Source organism: Paenibacillus sp. PAMC21692, assembly GCF_014303795.1.
In the GTDB taxonomy this organism is placed as follows: Bacteria; Bacillota; Bacilli; order Paenibacillales; family Paenibacillaceae; genus Pristimantibacillus; species Pristimantibacillus agaridevorans.
In genome coordinates this window covers 4,393,662-4,410,644 of sequence record NZ_CP060293.1, presented here as the reverse complement: position 1 = coordinate 4,410,644, position 16,983 = coordinate 4,393,662, and the positions used below count along the sequence as shown (strand labels likewise).

11 protein-coding genes are annotated in these 16,983 nt (G+C 53.1%); all 11 read right to left on the bottom strand.

The window, feature by feature from the left end; translation table 11 throughout:
• Positions 1-212: 212 nt before the first annotated feature.
• The 11 genes from H7F31_RS17295 to H7F31_RS17245 all read right to left on the bottom strand — a co-directional run bounded on the left by H7F31_RS17295 (position 213) and on the right by H7F31_RS17245 (position 16,972).
• Positions 213-1,190 (bottom strand): ROK family protein, encoded by a 978-nt coding sequence (locus H7F31_RS17295; RefSeq protein WP_187099785.1) that lies wholly within the window; start codon positions 1,188-1,190, stop codon positions 213-215.
• A gap of 30 nt (positions 1,191-1,220) precedes the next feature.
• Positions 1,221-3,659 (bottom strand): alpha-mannosidase, encoded by a 2,439-nt coding sequence (locus tag H7F31_RS17290; RefSeq protein WP_187099784.1) that lies wholly within the window; start codon positions 3,657-3,659, stop codon positions 1,221-1,223.
• A 13-nt stretch (positions 3,660-3,672) separates the two neighbouring features.
• Positions 3,673-4,683, bottom strand: coding sequence for a Gfo/Idh/MocA family protein (locus tag H7F31_RS17285; RefSeq protein ID WP_315970496.1), 1,011 nt, complete (start codon positions 4,681-4,683; stop codon positions 3,673-3,675).
• Between the two features lie 27 nt (positions 4,684-4,710).
• Positions 4,711-5,352: a D-sedoheptulose-7-phosphate isomerase gene (locus tag H7F31_RS17280; protein ID WP_187099782.1), complete on the bottom strand. Its 642-nt coding sequence runs from the start codon at positions 5,350-5,352 to the stop codon at positions 4,711-4,713.
• A gap of 126 nt (positions 5,353-5,478) precedes the next feature.
• On the bottom strand, positions 5,479-6,351 hold the full coding sequence (locus H7F31_RS17275) for a carbohydrate ABC transporter permease (RefSeq protein ID WP_087567614.1): 873 nt from the start codon (positions 6,349-6,351) through the stop codon (positions 5,479-5,481).
• A gap of 35 nt (positions 6,352-6,386) precedes the next feature.
• On the bottom strand, positions 6,387-7,319 hold the full coding sequence (locus tag H7F31_RS17270; RefSeq protein ID WP_187099781.1) for an ABC transporter permease: 933 nt from the start codon (positions 7,317-7,319) through the stop codon (positions 6,387-6,389).
• Between the two features lie 20 nt (positions 7,320-7,339).
• Positions 7,340-8,995: an extracellular solute-binding protein gene (locus H7F31_RS17265; protein WP_187099780.1), complete on the bottom strand. Its 1,656-nt coding sequence runs from the start codon at positions 8,993-8,995 to the stop codon at positions 7,340-7,342.
• Positions 8,996-9,142: 147 nt separating this feature from the next.
• The gene (locus H7F31_RS17260) at positions 9,143-11,482 is read right to left on the bottom strand and encodes a helix-turn-helix domain-containing protein (protein ID WP_187099779.1); all 2,340 of its coding nucleotides are present in this window, start codon (positions 11,480-11,482) and stop codon (positions 9,143-9,145) included.
• Positions 11,483-11,757: 275 nt separating this feature from the next.
• Positions 11,758-14,067, bottom strand: a complete 2,310-nt coding sequence (locus H7F31_RS17255) for a DUF4962 domain-containing protein (protein WP_187105407.1) — start codon at positions 14,065-14,067, stop codon at positions 11,758-11,760.
• Between the two features lie 2 nt (positions 14,068-14,069).
• Positions 14,070-16,208, bottom strand: coding sequence for a heparinase II/III domain-containing protein (locus tag H7F31_RS17250; protein ID WP_187099778.1), 2,139 nt, complete (start codon positions 16,206-16,208; stop codon positions 14,070-14,072).
• Positions 16,205-16,972: an SDR family NAD(P)-dependent oxidoreductase gene (locus H7F31_RS17245; RefSeq protein ID WP_187099777.1), complete on the bottom strand. Its 768-nt coding sequence runs from the start codon at positions 16,970-16,972 to the stop codon at positions 16,205-16,207. Before H7F31_RS17245 ends, H7F31_RS17250 begins: the two co-directional genes overlap by 4 nt.
• Between the last annotated feature and the right edge of the window lie 11 nt (positions 16,973-16,983).

The window sequence follows — 16,983 nt, the reverse complement described above, 5'->3', positions numbered from 1 at the left end:
TCCTCCACAATGTAGCTCCGTGTCCATGGTGCAGTCTATAATCATCTGCCAACTAAGTCGCTGTCCTTGCTGCAAAAAGGCCAGTTGGAACGGGGATAATCATTGGCCGACGCCTGTAATCTTATTCCTCACTTTTTCCACTTTATTTTTCCCCTCTATTAAACGGACGAAAGGCGGGCACATGGGCCCGCCCGCCTTTCATCCGAATTTTTTCAGTTATTGTCAGCCGATGCGTACAAGGCTACCGAAAGACTTGCATAGTCGCCGATCTGCTCTCCGAAGAAGGCAGGCACAATCCGGCAGGCGGCAAGGGCCCTAGGATGCGCCTCCTTCTTCAGCTTGGCCATGGCATAAGGCTCCAGCAGCGATTGCTGCCTGCCGTATATGCTGCCGATTACGATGCATTGCGGATTTAACAGGTCGACCAGCAGCGCTAGCCCTGCACCCAGCTTTTCTCCCGTTTGACGCATGACGGCCAATGCCAGCTCGTCGCCGCGCTCGGCTGCCTTCCCCACCATTCGGGCGTCAAGAAAAGGGAGCTGCTCCAGGGTCGGACAAAGCGGGGGGCGTTCTCCCCTCTGCAGCCGCTTTAGCGCCTCCAGTTGAGCCAGATGCGCAATGCCTCCGCCGCTGCAGAAGCCTTCGAACGATCCTGTTTTCCCGTATCCGCCCGGCCCGTCGTCGGCCATCCGAATATGTCCGATTTCGCCCGCCATGTCGTTGGTCCCGGCATACAGCTTGCCATTAAGAACAAGTCCCGCTCCCATGCCCGTGCCGAAAGTCAAAAATATCATCTGGTCCAGCCCCTTGCCGGCTCCCCACTGCCATTCGGCCAGCGCGCATGCGTTGGCGTCATTTTGCAGCAGCGTAGAGACGCCAAAACGTTCCCGAACGGGGGACACAACGTCGATGGTGTCCCAGCCGGGCAAGTTGGGCGGCGACAACACGAGTCCCGTCCGGCTGTCCAGCGGTCCGCCGCAGCTAATGCCTATGCCTGCAGGGACGGCATCGGACCCCTGCAAGGCAAGCAGCTCGATTAACGTATCTCCCAGGCGTATAATCGTTTCCTCCGGCGTCGAAGGCGTCGGAAACTGTTTTTTGTCCAGCAACTCAATCGTCCCGTCCGAAGCCGCTCCGATGCTTGCCGCGCATTTGGTACCGCCGATATCGAGTCCGGCCAGCAGTTTCATCGTATCTCACGTCCTTTGTTCCGGCTTTGCCTATCCGCCAAGCGGCCTCTCGATCAAATCCGTTTCCACGACGGGGCGGTCGCCGTCCGCGGGGATGTAAAAGGTTTTGATCTCGCAAGGTCCAAAAGAGGATCGGATCTCCCGTCCCCAGTGCGGCAGCTTGATTAGCGCGACCGTCGACTTCTTAATGGTTTCGCGGCATCTTAGTATATAACCGCCGCCATCCTCCGCTTTCTTTAATGCGCATGCCACGATAGTGGACTGATCGACGTCGATAAACGAGTTTCGCTGGGGAAGCCGCCCGTCATGGTACGATTCCACGACGGTTAGCGGCGGCTGATTGAGTTCAAGCGCCCGCTGAACGGTGCCTGCCCGTTCCCAGCTGCCGGGGTGGGGCAGCAAGGCGTAAGCAAACCGCTGTATGCCCTGGTCCATAAATTCGTATTCCTGCTCCGGATCCGGTTGTGCCGGAACGTGATGGGCATAGATCGGGCTTCGCAGCACGGTGAGCCCGATCGTCTCGTTGTTCATGCTGCAGCTGTGTTTGCCGTCGTTCATCAAGCTGATGCCGTACGCCGGTCCGTCCTTCAGCAGATAGCCGGAATAATCGACCCAGCCGTGCATCGGCTCTTCATCGCCGTTCGACTCGCGCACGATATGACCGTATGGCGTTTCATAGGTCGGTTTTACGCCTGCAAGCGCCACGGGAAACATTAGCTTGAGCATCTTGAACCGCTCCCGCCAGTCCACTTTCACCTTAACCTCGATTTGGTCCAAATCGCGATACATGCTAAAGTCCTGAACGAGCTTGGATTGCCCGTACAAACTGACGACTCTAATCGTCGCTTTTACCGGGCCGGCTTCGAGCACTCTAATATCCGCCGCTTTAAATTGGCCGACCTCCTTATCGTATCGGAAAACGCCGTGACTCCATGTGTCGGAGAAATCCTCCAGAACCGCGGGCCGCGCTGCCGCTCCCGCGAATAGCTCCGATTGCAGCTTCTTGTCGTATAAAGAGCTGATCCAGCCCGTCTCCGGATCGAATGCCAGGCGGAACTTCCCGTTCTCCAGAGCATGCGGCTCCGCAAGCAACATGCCTCCCGGACGGGCTGCCGCTGCCGGTTTCGCGTTGGCGGGATCTGCGTACACCCTGTACACCCGGTATCCCATGGCAGGCAGGTCATCGACAAAGACATAGCTAAAACGGCCGTTCGGGTCGGCGGTTGTCGAACTGGCCTGTCCGACCTGCACCTCGATGATTCGCCCGCTTTCATCCAACACAAGCGGATTGCTTCCCATCGCCCCAAGCTCCAGCTTGACGGGCATCGTTGCCGACCACGAATGGCCGTTGAACACGACGACGGGCTTCATGCCTTCTTCTTTGTCAATTCCGATATTCCACGACAACGACTGCAACGCGCCGTTTAGGCCGCGGCCCGCGATCGCCAGCGCTTCTCCGAATTCGTCGCTGGCGTCATCGTAGGCCTCGCGTATGCTCGTTCCGGCCAATATATCGTGAAACTGGTTGAACAGCACGTTTTTCCAAGCGCGCCTGTAATCTTCCGGATACGGCAGCCCCGTCTCCTTCTCGGCAACGACGGCGAACAGTTCTGCTGCCGACAGCCGATTTTCCGCCCGCCGATTCCACATTTTGATGCCGGAATGGGCCGCGTAACAGCCTACCGCGTGATGCTGCAGATCATCATGCACAACCGGCAAAACATCGCCTCTTTCCCTGATCGTTTCGAAGAAACGGTCCGGCGAGCTGAACGCAAGCTCAGGCAAATCCGTCCGTTCATTCATCTCCGCAATGCTTTCGATATTGGCGATCGTAGGGCCTCCCCCGTGATTGCCGACACCGTAAAACATCATCAGGTCGCTAAGAGGCCCGATCAGTTGCTCCGCCGTTCGCGCAACTCCCTGCTCAAGCTCTTTTCCCCAGCTTTCGTATTTATGAATAATCCGGAATGCCATAACGCGAGAGCCGTCGTCCGATTCCCACCAGAACAGGGGACCGGGCAACGACTTCTCATGCGGCATCGGCCTCATGAACACATAAGCGTCCAAGCCGCTTTTTCGCAAAATTTGCGGCAGCATGCCGGCGTGCCCGAAACTGTCGACATTGTATCCGACGCTGGCCGTTTTGCCGAACTTCTCCATAAAATATCGCTGGCCCAGCAAGCCCTGCCGCACAAACGATTCGCCGCCGGGAATATTGCAGTCCGGTTGTATCCACCATCCGCCAACGATGACCCATCGTCCTTCGGCGACCCGCTGCCGAATTTCCTCGAACATGACGGGCTCATTGCGTTCCACCCATTCGTACATCGCCGCCGAGCTGCAAGTAAATACAAAAAATTCGTATTCCTTCATCCGATCCAGCGCGGAGCGAAACGAAGCCTTCACTTCCTGAAAGCCTTCCTGCCAGGCCCATAACCAAACCGGGTCGATATGCGCATTGCCTATCATATGCAGCGTTCCTTTAGTCAGCTCTAATCCCTCCCGCCAAGGCGTCGGAAGGATATTGCAAGCCCCAATCGGCCCGCAGGCGATCCATCGTCCGCATAATCGCAAGAGATTCCGCAAGCGGCATAATGTCGCTCTCCAGCTTGCCAGCCTTGACGCAGCGCATTGCTTCGTTCGCCTCGTGCAAGGAGCCTCTCAGCTCCAAGGTATCGACGAAATTTTCCACGCTGCGTCCATGCAGGGTCAAAGTCGCAGACTTGGCCCTCCAAAAGTCGGGAATACGTATTTCGCCTTCGGAGCCCAGAATGACCGCCTCGTGTTTCGATTTCAAGCGGTGACCGGCCATAATGGAGGCCATTTGCCCATTGTCGTACCCGAACAACGCCGTAAAGACTTCGTCTACCCTAGTTGTACCGATCTTGACCAGACTTTGTATAGTATCGGGCTCTCGTCCCAGCACCATCGATGCAAAGGAAACGCAATATACGCCTACGTCAAGAAGCGTGCCGCCGCCCAGTGCCGGATCGAACAGTCTGCTGGAAGGATCCCATGCCGACATATTGCCGAAGCGGAGATCGACCAAGCCGATATCCCCGATCACTCCGCTCGCCAGCCACTCTCTCACTTTGGCAATCGCCGGCAAATACCGCGTCCACATCGCCTCCATCAAAAACACTCCGTTAGCCCGGGCCACATCGATCATCTCTTGCAGCTCTGCCGCGTTCATCGCAATCGCTTTTTCGCAAAGAACCGCCTTGCCCGCCCGCAGACAGGACAACGCGTCCTCCTTGTGCATCGGATGGGGCGTCCCGATATACACAATGTCCACTTCCGGGTCGCGGGCCAGTTCCTCATAGCTGCCGTAGGCGCGTTCGATTCCGTGCTTCGCCGCAAACGCCTCCGCTCGCATTAGCGAGCGCGAACCGACCGCAACGATACGGGCTTCAGGCGCAAATCTTAGTTCCCCGGCAAATGTGTCCGAAATTTTACCCGGGCCGAGAATTCCCCATTTTACTGTTTTATCCATCTCCATCCCCCTGACGTTTTTAATTGTTCAATCCTGAAGAAAAAAATAATCTTCCAGCATTATGCAAAGCGTATGATAAATAGGCAAATGCCGTTCCTGCACGTCCGGCGTTATGTCCCATGGCACCTTAATGGCAATATCGCACAGGTCGGACATCTTGCCTCCGCTTCGTCCCGTTAATCCGACCGTTGTCAGCTTACGGACTTTGGCCGTTTGCAGCGCCCGAATGACATTGGCGGAATTGCCCGAAGTACTGATGCCCAGCAATACGTCTCCCGGCTGCCCGTATCCGTATACCTGCTGGGCATATACCATATCGGCGGCCACATCATTAGCATAGGCGCTAGCCAAGGCGGAAGATCCGTTTAGAGAAATGGCGGGCAAGGCGCCTTGCAAATGATCGCTCAAATAGTCGCCGTTCTCCGGAAATTGCGCCGAGAACGCCGACCGTACTTTTTCCGGCAAAGGTCGTTTCGACATAAATCCCTTCATAAGCTCACCGACGATATGATCGCAATCGGATGCGCTGCCTCCATTGCCGCACAGCAGAAGCTTGCCTCCTGCCCTGTAGCTTGCCGCGATAGTGTCGGCGGCAGCGGCGATATCCGCCTCGCATTCCGCCAATTCAGGATATTTTCTTATTAATTGGATTAATGCATAATGACTCATCAAACCCGTCCCCCCGTTAATTTTGATCAGGTATTTTCATGAATAATCATATTATAACTTATTCATTAAGTTAACTGGATTATAGCAGATGGGCCGCTTTATTGTCTACGGGGAGCACGGAAGCGGTCATCCCTTTACGGCGCCAAGCATCGCACCCTGTACGAAAAAGCGCTGCACGAACGGATAGACGGCCAATACGGGCAATATGGCAATAAATACGACCGCGTATTTCACGTTAAGCGCCATCACGGACATGCCTTCGCTGGTTCCCATCTCCGTAACCTGAGCGGCGAGCTCGCCCTGAATGACGATATTCCGCACAATAATTTGCAGCGGGTACAGACTTTTTTCGTTCAGGTAGATGAGCGCCGGGAAAAAGCTGTTCCAATGGGCTACCGTATAAAAAATAAAGATCGTCGCTATGACCGGCATGGACAAAGGCAAAATAATTTGCAGGAGCGTGCGCGCCTCCCCGGCGCCGTCCACAATCGCCGATTCATGAAGCTCATCCGGAATATTTTCGAAAAAGGTTCTCATTAAAATCAGATTAAAAACGCTAATGGCTGTCGGCAAAACGATCGCCCATATGGTGTTGACCATGTTAAGCGAATGGACCACCATATATCTTGGAATCAAACCTCCGTCAAAAAACATCGTAAAGATCACAAAAAAGGCAATGATCCCCTTGCCGTACAAGTGCTTCCGCGAGAGCGGATAGGCGCACATGATCGTCAGCGTCAAATTAATGAGAACGCCGAGAGAGGTATACAACAGCGTGTTTGCGTAAGAGCGTAAAATCATGGGGTCGTTTAATACGATTTCATAGGCCTTCCAGGTCAAATCCACGGGAAACAGATACACCTCTCCACGCTGAACGGCCAGACCGGAGCTGACCGAAACAATTCCCATGTAATAGATCGGATAAAAGATAACAACTATTATAAGCAGCATCAGCAGGACGTTTAAGTAATCGAACCATCCCATTTTCCGTTTCAGCATGTCGTCCCTCCGTTATGGACCTTTTGAACTATCTCTTAAAATAATCTTGTTCCGTTAATTTTTTTGGAGAGTTGATTGGCAGAAACGATCAGAACCAACGAGATGACGGACTGGAATATGCCTACCGCCGCCGCAAAGCTAAGGTCGGCGTCGATCAGTCCCCTGCGGTACACGTAGGTTTGAATCACGTCAGCCGTTTCGTAGGTTGGACCGCTGTAAAGCAGCAATATTTTCTCGAAGCCCACCGATAGCATTTGTCCAATGGACAATAGCAGCATTATCGTCGCTACGGCGGAGATGCCGGGAAGCGTAATGTGCCTGATCTTGTGCCAGCGGTTCGCGCCGTCGATCGTCGCCGCTTCATAAAGACCGGGGTCGATGGCAGTCAAGGCTGCCAAATAAACGATGGAGCTCCAGCCCAAACCTTGCCAAATTTCGGAGCCGATAAAAATGGTACGGAACCAATCCGCCTGGGACAGAAACGTTTGCGCGGAGCCGCCGAACCAGGTAATGATTTCATTGATCAGTCCCGATACGGACAAGAAGTTGACCAGCATGCCCGCGACAACGACGGTAGACAAAAAGTGAGGCACGTAAGCAACGGTCTGGATGACGCGTTTGAACTTGCTGCCAATGAGCTCATTAACCAATATGGCAAATATAATCGGAGCAGGAAAATAAAAAATAAGCGAATACAGATTCAACAGCAAGGTGTTTCTAACGACCTTCCAGAAATACGGCTCAAACAGAAACTGTTCAAAATATTTGAAGCCGGCCCAGGGGCTGGCGAGCAGCCCCTTTCTGATCGAAAAATCCTGGAAAGCCATCAGATTGCCCAGCATCGGAGCATAATGAAAAACGAGAAAATACGAAATCGGCAATACCAGCATGGCGTACAGAAACTTGCTTTTGTTCAGCTTTCTGCTGACCTGCAGCCAACCGCTCCTCGAAGCGCGCTCTGATGACATTCGGATCGACCTCCAAACTTTTACTTCGCTCTAGCCAGCGCGGCGTTGTAAATTTCCACGATTCTTTCGGCGCCATTGCTGCGGCACTGCTCCAGGAAGCTGTCCCACTCGTCCAGACCGTTTTTGGTCATAATGAATTTATCCATGGTTTGCGTCAAGTACGCATCAAGCTTCGTTCTCAGCTTTTTCAGTTCTTCGCGCTCTTCTTGCGTAAAGGAAGGGTCGTAAGGCATTCTAAACGCCAGGCCGTCTTCAACCGCCTGAATGTTTTTGCGCGTCCATTCCTGCATCAATTCCGGCTGGCTGTTCAAGTCGTACGTTGCGTCGTTATGCAGGGACAATCCCAAATAACCGGTACCCAGCTCGCTATCCTTTGCCAGATATGGATTTGGAGCATCGAGGAACTTGCTGAAAAATGCATCGTTGATCTTAAATTCGCCGTTCTCCATCGTGTAGTGCTCGGATTCGATTCCCCATGAAGTCAGCTTGACGCCTTCATCGGAGTACAGCCAATCCATAAACTCGACGACTCTCTCCGGATCCTTAACATCGGCGCTGATTGCATACGATTCGGACAAATGATCCAACTGGTACAGCTCGCCCCGCTTGACGCCGTTGCCGTCTCCGCCTTCCAGCATCGGCAGCAAATCAAATCTGGCGTCCGGATCCTTCTCCTGAAGCGCCTTGTTGAAATTAACGCCAAAGCCGGTGTTGTCCTGATAATAAAAGGATTGTCCCGAGCTCAGCTTCTCCTGCCAAATTTGCGAGGTTGCCGTCGTGTAGTCCGGATCAAGCAAGTTGTTCTCGTACAGCTTGCGCAAGTAGGCAATGGCCTCTTTAAACGCTTCCGAGAAAGGCCCGAATCGATATTCTCCCGCGTGAGGATCGTAATAAACCTTGGCGCCGTTTACGTTGGTATAACCGCTGCCAAAACCAAAGGCGATGGGATTAATCAAGTTTTCCGTACCGCTCAAGCCGTTTGCCGCGCGGCTGGCAAAAGGGTAGGAGGACGGATATTCGCTTTTCAGCGCTTTTAACACTTCGTACAGCTCCTCATAGGTTGCAGGTACCTCCAGATTATGTTTTTCCAGCAGATCAACCCGAATGACAGGCACTTGACCGGATTGCGAAGCAGCCAGCTTTTGTACAAGCGGGAAGCCGTACAGCTTGCCGTCGATTTTATTTTTGTTGATCTCGGGTTTCTCTTCAAGCACCTTGCTGAAATTAGGCATTCGATCCAAATAAGGTGTAAGATCCAGGAAGATGCCCGAATCGGCAAAGTTGGACAAATCGTCCTGCTTTACCAACATAATATCCGGTGCATTATTTGTTGCGATCAACGTTTTTTTCTTGTCTTCGTAATTACTTTGCGGAACACTCTGCAGCGAGATGGTTACATTCGTAAGACGCGCAATCTCTTTAATAATCGTGGCGTCTTCCGGGAGCGCCTGATTCGGATGCTCATAACGCATCCAGGTAAGCGTTAACGGCTCGGGCTCGGCGCCTTTTCCGGAATCGTTCGACGCGCCGCCCGTTTCCTGAGGTTTTGCCGATGGCTCGTTTGAGCCGGCATTTCCGCCGGAGCAAGCCGCCGTGAGTCCCATCGTCAAAATGACGCACATTGCGAGCAATACCCGGCTTTTGTTCCTTTTCAATCCTGTCGCATTGAAATTCATGTTTCGACCTCCGTTTTTGTTGGTTTGGTTTACGAGCCTAGTGTAAGCCGGGATGCCTCTATGCCGAAAGAGCCAAAAGGGAGCATTATGCTCCATTTCGGCTCCTTGTCGTTGACGATTCATTTTTCCACGTGACCAAAAAGGCCACTAATCGTGTTTTTGCCCGGCAGGACGGACATTTCTGTAATCCGTTGGCGATAAACCTTCATGTTTTTTAAAGACGCGGAGAAATGTCGTACGGCTGTTGATTCCGACTTGCTCCGCTATATCCGTGATTTTCATATCGGTGTTGACCAGCAGTTGCTTCGCCTTGTCCATGCGAAAGCCATTGATATAATCGGAAATCGTGACGCCCGTCGATTCCTTGAACAAACGCGATATATATTTTGCCGAAAGCCCGATTTCATCCGCGATCGTCTCCAGGTAGATATCTTTGGCAAAGTGCAGTTCAATATATTGCGTGATCGAGGCGACAACCGCTTCGGTCTTACGATTTTCTATTTTCCCTGCTTCGGACTCGTCGATAATTCGCATATAAAAATCAAGAAGGAGGCCTACCCGCTCCTCCAGCTCATTGTTAAGCAAAGGACCGCCGAGCACCGTTTCTTCGCTGAGCGAGAGCAGCTTCTGACGGTTCATCTGCTTTTCGTTCAAATACCGGATGCCGGTATTCATCAGCTCTACAAGCAGCATGCCCATATACTTATAAGCGACATTGCGGCTCACGTTCATTTCGATCAAGTCCCGTACTTCCGCCTCCAGTTGCTCCCGGTTGCCCGCGCGAAGCACATTGACTATTTTTTTCTGGTCGGGGAACGAGTAGTAATAGGTGCCTTCGATCCTGATATCAACCGCGTCCACGATCTGAATGGATGAATCCCCGTCGATCCGGTTAATGACGGTAAGCGCGTCGTTATAGGATTTGCCCAGATCATGCACGGAATCGTACACCTTGCCAAGTCCGATTGTCAGCTCGCAATAAACCATGTCGTAGGCGAACGTGTTTTTAATATTGTCGAGCGCCCTGTTAAGCTGCGCACGGTCTTCCTGCGATTGAAGCTGGATCAGACAAACGTAAAAGTTCTGTTCATGCTTAACCGTATAACAGGTCACATATTGACGCATGATCCCCCAAAGCACGTTTTTAAGTTTATCCTGGATAAGCGCCCTTTCCGGCTTTTTAATTTCGCTGTTAAAGCGCTCTTTGTATTGGAACATAAAGCAACAGCACAAGTATCTTCCTCCCTGGAAGCCGATTTTGTCCAGCATCTGTCTGGTCGTCCCCAGTTGAGCCGCCGGATTTCCGTTAATCAGCGTAATAAAAAAATGATCCAGCAGCTCGTTGGAATATTGATTCAACTGATTGACCGCTTCATTGTTTTGGTTCATAAGCTGATAGATTCGATTGCCGATCATCTTTAATTCGTCATTGGAGCGGCGTTCGTAAACAGCCTTATCGCGAAGCTCGTTGCGGGTCAAAATATTGTGGATATTCCGTATCGGATTATATAAATGCACGCTGAAGACGAACGAAAAAAATATGCCGATGATCATCAGGCTGATGCATATCCAAATAAGCAAATCAAGAATTCGTTGCGATTCATGACTAAACGAAGCAACCGGCGTAATGGAATAATAGTCCCAGCCGAGGTCCTCCGAGCCTGTCAGGATCACCAGCGAACGTTTACCGTTCACAGTTAGAAATTCCGCTTGCCCGGGCTCCGTAACCTCCTGCCGGATAAGGTCGATGGAAGCGTCGTCAACACGATCGTTGATGATCGAATCCTTATATTGATCGAGCACCAGATAACCCGTCGAGTCATAGATGGAATGACTGCGCAAATTTTGCTCAACCGCCCTGAGCGACAAGCTCGTCACCATCGTCGCCAATTCGCCGTTTATGTAGCGCGTCGTCACGCTGGGAATGACCCGCTTCCCCGTATTCCCGTAATTTTTCATGACGGTAGCCGGCAATAGCTTGAAGAAGTCGCTTTTCTCCAATTGTTCCGACCAATATCCCATGTCGTATTCGCTGCTGCGATAAAACTTTTCGAAAAATATCGGGAAGTCGATGACTCCGTCGCCAGTGTATACCTTATCCTTGTCAATATACAGAAATATGCTTTCGATAAACGAGCTGTACGTATTCTGGTGCGCGCCAACCGCCCGGACAATCAATTGCATATTCATCTTGCCGGTATCGCCCAGTTCCGAGTAAGGCCGCAAATGCTGTTGGATAATGTCCCCGATCAGCAAATTGTTAATCGTAGAATGAGCCATGCCCAAATGCAGATCGATCGTTTGTATCGACGAAACCAAATTGTTCGCCAGCTTCTGGGACACATCCCTTTCGGCAAGTCCCTTGACGTCGTTGTAAACAAAGGAGCCGATAATGACAATCGGCACTAACAGCGAAAGAAAACATAATAAAATCTTTATAAACAACTTATTGGTGAAAGCGAGCCCGTGCGTCCGAATTCCGTTCACTCTTCCCGCTCCCTCCGCAAGACGGATTTCCCCGCTTTTCCGCCCTTATAATTTAGTCATTAAATTAATTCCGAATACGACCGCCTTGAATTCCTTGCAGTCGAAATGATAAACGCTTGCAAAGTTTAATATCCTTATATTCGCTTATTTCAGCCGTAAATTCAACAAAAACATCTCTTGTCCAATAGCGGAGAGGCGTTAGACGCAAACAAGGTCCAAGCCTGGAAGCTTGAACCTTGTTTGCGTTTCATACGAAGTGAGAAGTGAGATCACCGTCAATATCCTTTGGCAACCTCGATCATTCGAGTATTGCCGGTCTCGCCAGTGAAGTAGAGATGCACGCCATGGCCCTGGTCATCCATAAAGCTCGAAACGAAATTGGTGTCGCCTTTTTTTCTCGGTACGAGCAGCGTAACGAGCCGATGGCTCTCCGCTTCCGGGGTCTCGGCATGCAGATGCCACTGCTTCGGCTGCCCTTCGTATTCGGACGGATCCACGTCCGTGAACTCGTCATGCTGCGTGAGCACCGGATGACCCGAGGAGCAATAGACGAACCGGACATCCATATCCGCCTTCTTTCCCCTCACAAGAAATGAAGCACTCGACAGCTCCATCTCATAGAGAGTATGCATCAGCCACTCTATCTTCCCCTTTCGCTCCAGATCGACATAATCGACAATAACGATATACGATTGGTCGAACCAATAAATCTCTCGAACGAATCGCTTCAGATAGGGGACATTCTCCTTGTAAGCTGCCGTGGCGTCGCATCGGCTGTAGCCGTAATCCGCGTTGGAACGGACCTCCTCCACGACGCCTGACGCCGCTTTGCAGATCGCTTTGTTGTCGCCGGCGTATTGACCCTGACCATCGATTAGTATACTGTTCGTCGATCTGGTCTGCCGCCGCCAATGCTTATGCATCGTGCTGCCGAAGGCGACATAATAACCGCTCTCGATGGCCAGCGGCTCTCCGTACGCATGCAGCAAGAAGGCGTTCTGATCGCCATGGCTATGGCTGATGGAGCCGTAGCCGCTGCTCTTCGTCAGCAGCATAAGATGCTCCGAGGGATCGTCCATCCGATCATGCATCGCGACCCAGCCGATATCCCGGAACCACTTCACGGGTTCAATAACGCCATTTTCCGGAAGGATGGGCTCCACGGCAGGATAGTCGTGCAGATACTGTAGATTGTCGAATCGGAAGTCCCACCAGCCGTAGTTGTAAAATTTCGAATCGGGATCGGGATCATTATGTTTGGTTTGCTCATAAAACCATTGATACAGACCATTGCCCGTCACTCCGGCGAATTGCCGGATATTGTACCCCGTCTTCAAAATCGGAGGTTCGCCCAGCGATGACTGATCGCCAAAGCTTGCCCGCACGGTATCCGGACTGGCGCAATAAAGCGGGAAGTCACCCGTCCGCGCAAAGAAAGGACGTTTGTACAGATCTATGCCGCTGTAGCTTTTAATGAGATTAAGCGCATCCGTCACGAATGCCATGCCGGTCGTCCAATACATCGGACCCTCCGCCCAGCCTCCATCCTCTCCCCCCCATGGGGAGTAGAGGCAAGAGAAATAGTCCAGGGCGTAATCCAGCCACTCCGCCGCTTCCGGCGCTTCGTGTAGCAACGCGATGCAGGCGGGGACAAGCACGGAGGACAAGGACCGGACCGCATGGCTGTCGAACGGCACCTGATGAATCTTCGACCTGTCGATCACATGGAAGGCGACCTGACGCGTGCGCGCAAGCAGTTTCTCCCGAACAAGCCGCCTCTCTTCCTCCGTCATCTCGTCGTACAGCCAGTCATAACCCCAGGCCAAAGCCCCTGCCATGCGAAACGCCGCTTCGTCATTGTAATCCCGCGACGTCGTCCCTTCGGCATCCCACAATGCGGCATGGAGCAGCCACTGCTTTGCGCGGGCCAATAGAACATCATCCTGCAAGATCACTCCGGCAACGCTAAGATGGCGTATGGCGTAAAATATTTCCTGACATTCGATGTACATCTTGCGCCACAGATGCGCGACACGTTTGTTGTCGGGATAGGGAGAGGGTTCGGGGATAAGGTCCCGCAAAAGCCATGGCTTTACTGATCCTTCGTAAAACGTATGCCAGCCGCAATATTCGGCATCCTTTGCGATACGGGACCGAAGAGCGGCGACGCCGTCCGGACTCAGCCATAATCTTGGATGCGCACCTCCAGTATGCGCGTATCTGACCGATCGTGCAGGCAACGGCGTTTCCGGCAGGCCGGATTCCACTGCAAACGATCGGACTTTGCTCCAACTGCTCGCTCTCTCGCCTCCATCGGAGGCTTGCGCCAGTGCGTAACGCCAATAATAAGTGCCGGGAGACAACGGCGCATCCGGCGTGAACAAGTTGTATGGAATTTGATGAAATTGGTTCGTCTCGCGGTCCGCGAATTCAGGCGAAGAGGACAGCTGGAGGATGTACGTTCCGCCTTCCGCAAGAGCCGGCATCCAGGTGAAACGAGGCGGATTCTCCAGCAGCTTCGTTCCTTCTTGCGGCGAATACGGCACCGACAATACGCCGCTCTGCGGCTCGAACAGCTTGATCAGGTTCAAAGGTCCGTCTCCCCTTCCTTTAATCCATTTTCCGTCAGCTCATACGTCCGGCAACCCGCTTCCGTAGTTACGACAAGCACACGATTTCCGCTGTCGGAGCCGTTGTCGTTGTTGCTGCTCCACCGAATCGCAGCCCGTTCGGCGCCGGCCCGATACACGGCCACCAAGTCTATGGCTATGCCAACATGACGTACCATAACACCGTTCATGGGCATGCTGGGATCCGTCGCAGTGCCGGGCGACTCCACTTGCCACAACGTTGATCCCGAAGGAAACATCAGCGAGATGGAAGCCGTACGATCTATTTGCTTTCTCGCGCGATAATCTTCGCTCATCTCGGCATCCATGCTGTCACCGGTTGATCGTATGCGGAATGAAGCGTATTTGTATTCGTCGATTCCGCTTGCCGCTTCTGAACGAAGCTTGCCGATCCCTTTTATATACTGGTAACCGTCTCTATCGCCTAAGGAGACGGACTGCTCCATTCGCTCCCAAAGGCTCTCTTCCCCCGCAGCCTCCGGCTCCCCAAGAAAGTGAAACCACCAGTCCAACTCCCCCTCTTCTTGCAGTCTCACCTGCATCCAATCAATCACATAATCCGAGACGACCGCTACATGACGCTTCAACTCCGCGCCTTCATAGGCGTCGTCCGCGACCATACTTATAAATGTGCCTACGCTGTCATGGGCGCTGTAGCTCAGACAGCGGCCCGCAGTTTCGTTCTGCGATCTCCGATTCACGCTGACGGTATTATGGCATGGCGTGGATGGATACCAGCCCTTTTTCAGCTCGGAGCCGTACGGAACGGTTCCAGGGTCGGGAGACAGCGGCAAACCCGCCAAGCTTAGCATTAGATTAAGTTTGTCATAATGCCCGTGGGAACCGCCATGCGGTCCATAATCGACGAGTGCGCTCAGCTGATTATCGGGATGCCTCAATACGGCGAAGCCGCTATCCGGCAGCAGGCAGGAACGTCCTCCCGCTTCATAAACCTCAGCTTTATTTGGGGGAGCAGAAGGATCCCAAGGATATCCGTAAAGCATGTATTCAAGCCCGTCTCGTTGTCCGCTCCCGGGATTTAACTCCTTATAATAGAAGGCAAGAATTCGTTTGTAGTCCGGCTTGCGATATTTCGTATATCCGATTTCGAAAATTTCGACGATTTCGCGGCTATATGGAGCTCTCCCGTACGGCCCGTCATGCAGAGCAGGCAGCCACCCCCGTTCGTCGGCAAGCTTCGTCAGGACATCCAGCATCCCTTCCATGCTCCGCGCGCCTTGTCCGCGAATCGCATAGAGATCGATACCGAATCTGGTCGCCATCTCCGCGGCTATCATATACGCTCGCAACACGAACACATGATAATAGACGCTGCCTTCGAACTCCAGCCCGTCGGCCTGGATGGCAATCTCCAGATGGTGGAGCAGACCGCCCTTCCGCTCCAGCAGCGAACGCAGCTTTACCTCGTCGCCGCTTGAGGCGTACACGCAACATAAAGCCGCATTTAACCAGGCCGTATAGTTATTTTCCGGCTGATTTCTTTCCACGGTCAAAATATGATGGTATTGCTCCATGCTGCTCCCGAGCATATCCAGAAATTTGTTAAAATCATCTTGCGCCGTCTCCACATCCAGGCCATTGTCTTTGAGCAGCACATAGGCTCGCAGCAGCGTCGTTGCCCAGATCGCTTCCGTCAGCGCCTGATGGAAGGCGCGTCCCTTGAGCATCCAGGGCTGAGCGTCCGGATGGACGGGATACAGCGGGAACTGTTTCGCATATGCGGCAATGATTCCCTTGCCGTACTCGCCGTACCGGCGTTCGCCCGTTGCCGCAAATACGGCAGAGGCTTTCAAAGCGAACCTTGCCATCGCCTGATGCCGGAAGACGAGCCACGCCCCATGGTAAGGCTCCCCCTCCATCACGCAGCCATGAGGACATTCATATCGTCCATCGTCTTCCTTGAGCTCATCAAACAGCAGCTCCGTATGATGCTCCGGACAGACATATTGATGCCACCAGCCGCCAGGTTCTGTCGGAATTTCCGGATTCGCCGCCATAATGGCATCCAGCTCGGAGACAAGCCGACCCAGCGTGTCATCTTTCCCTTCTCGCAGAGACATCTTCGGCGCGCTCATCGCATAAACATTCCGCCGTTGATCTCGATCGTCTCGCCTGTTACGTAAGAGGACAGCTCGGAGACGAGATACAACACGGCGCCGGCGACGTCGCCCGGCGTTCCTTCCCTGCGCAGCGGTATGCCCTGCACCGTCGCTTGTCTCGCGGCATCCGGCGTAAACGTTGCGTGGAAGGCCGTTCCTCCAATAAAGCCGGGCGAAATCGCGTTGACAAGAATGCCGTCGCCCGCCGTTTCCTTCGCAAGTCCCTTCGTGTAGGACAGCACTGCCGCTTTGCTCGCCGCGTAGATGGACGCGCCGGGACCGCCGCCGTTATGGGCGGCAACGGATGTCATATTGACGATTCTGCCTTCGCCTTTCGCCTTCATACCGGGAAGAACGGCTTTGCTGACGAATACGGTGCTCTTAAGATTGACGTCCATCACTTTGCCGTACAGCTCCTCCGTCATCTCGGCATTGGCCAGCCGCTGCACGAGATGGCCGGCATTGTTGACCAAAATGTCAATGGAACCTCCGAATGCGTTCTCGATCTCGGACACCAACCGGCCGATAGCCGCAACATCCGTCACGTCGGCCTGGAATGCACGCGCCTTCCCGCCAAGCGCCTCGATTTCTGCTACCGTCTCTGCCGCTCCCTGTTCGCTGCTCAAGTAATTGACGGCTACCTTCGCTCCGTGTTTGGCCAGCTCCACGGCCACGCCTCTGCCGATTCCGCCGCTTGCCCCGGTTACCAATGCAATCTTGCCTGTCAAATCCATGTTCATGTTCCATTCTC

Coding starts and splice junctions, on each gene's coding strand:
- H7F31_RS17295 (WP_187099785.1), bottom strand. CDS start 1,190: ATGAAACTGCTGGCCGGACTCGATATCGGCGGTACCAAATGCGCGGCA.
- H7F31_RS17290 (WP_187099784.1), bottom strand. CDS start 3,659: ATGATAGGCAATGCGCATATCGACCCGGTTTGGTTATGGGCCTGGCAG.
- H7F31_RS17285 (WP_315970496.1), bottom strand. CDS start 4,683: ATGGATAAAACAGTAAAATGGGGAATTCTCGGCCCGGGTAAAATTTCG.
- H7F31_RS17280 (WP_187099782.1), bottom strand. CDS start 5,352: ATGAGTCATTATGCATTAATCCAATTAATAAGAAAATATCCTGAATTG.
- H7F31_RS17275 (WP_087567614.1), bottom strand. CDS start 6,351: ATGCTGAAACGGAAAATGGGATGGTTCGATTACTTAAACGTCCTGCTG.
- H7F31_RS17270 (WP_187099781.1), bottom strand. CDS start 7,319: ATGTCATCAGAGCGCGCTTCGAGGAGCGGTTGGCTGCAGGTCAGCAGA.
- H7F31_RS17265 (WP_187099780.1), bottom strand. CDS start 8,995: ATGAATTTCAATGCGACAGGATTGAAAAGGAACAAAAGCCGGGTATTG.
- H7F31_RS17250 (WP_187099778.1), bottom strand. CDS start 16,208: ATGAGCGCGCCGAAGATGTCTCTGCGAGAAGGGAAAGATGACACGCTG.
- H7F31_RS17245 (WP_187099777.1), bottom strand. CDS start 16,972: ATGAACATGGATTTGACAGGCAAGATTGCATTGGTAACCGGGGCAAGC.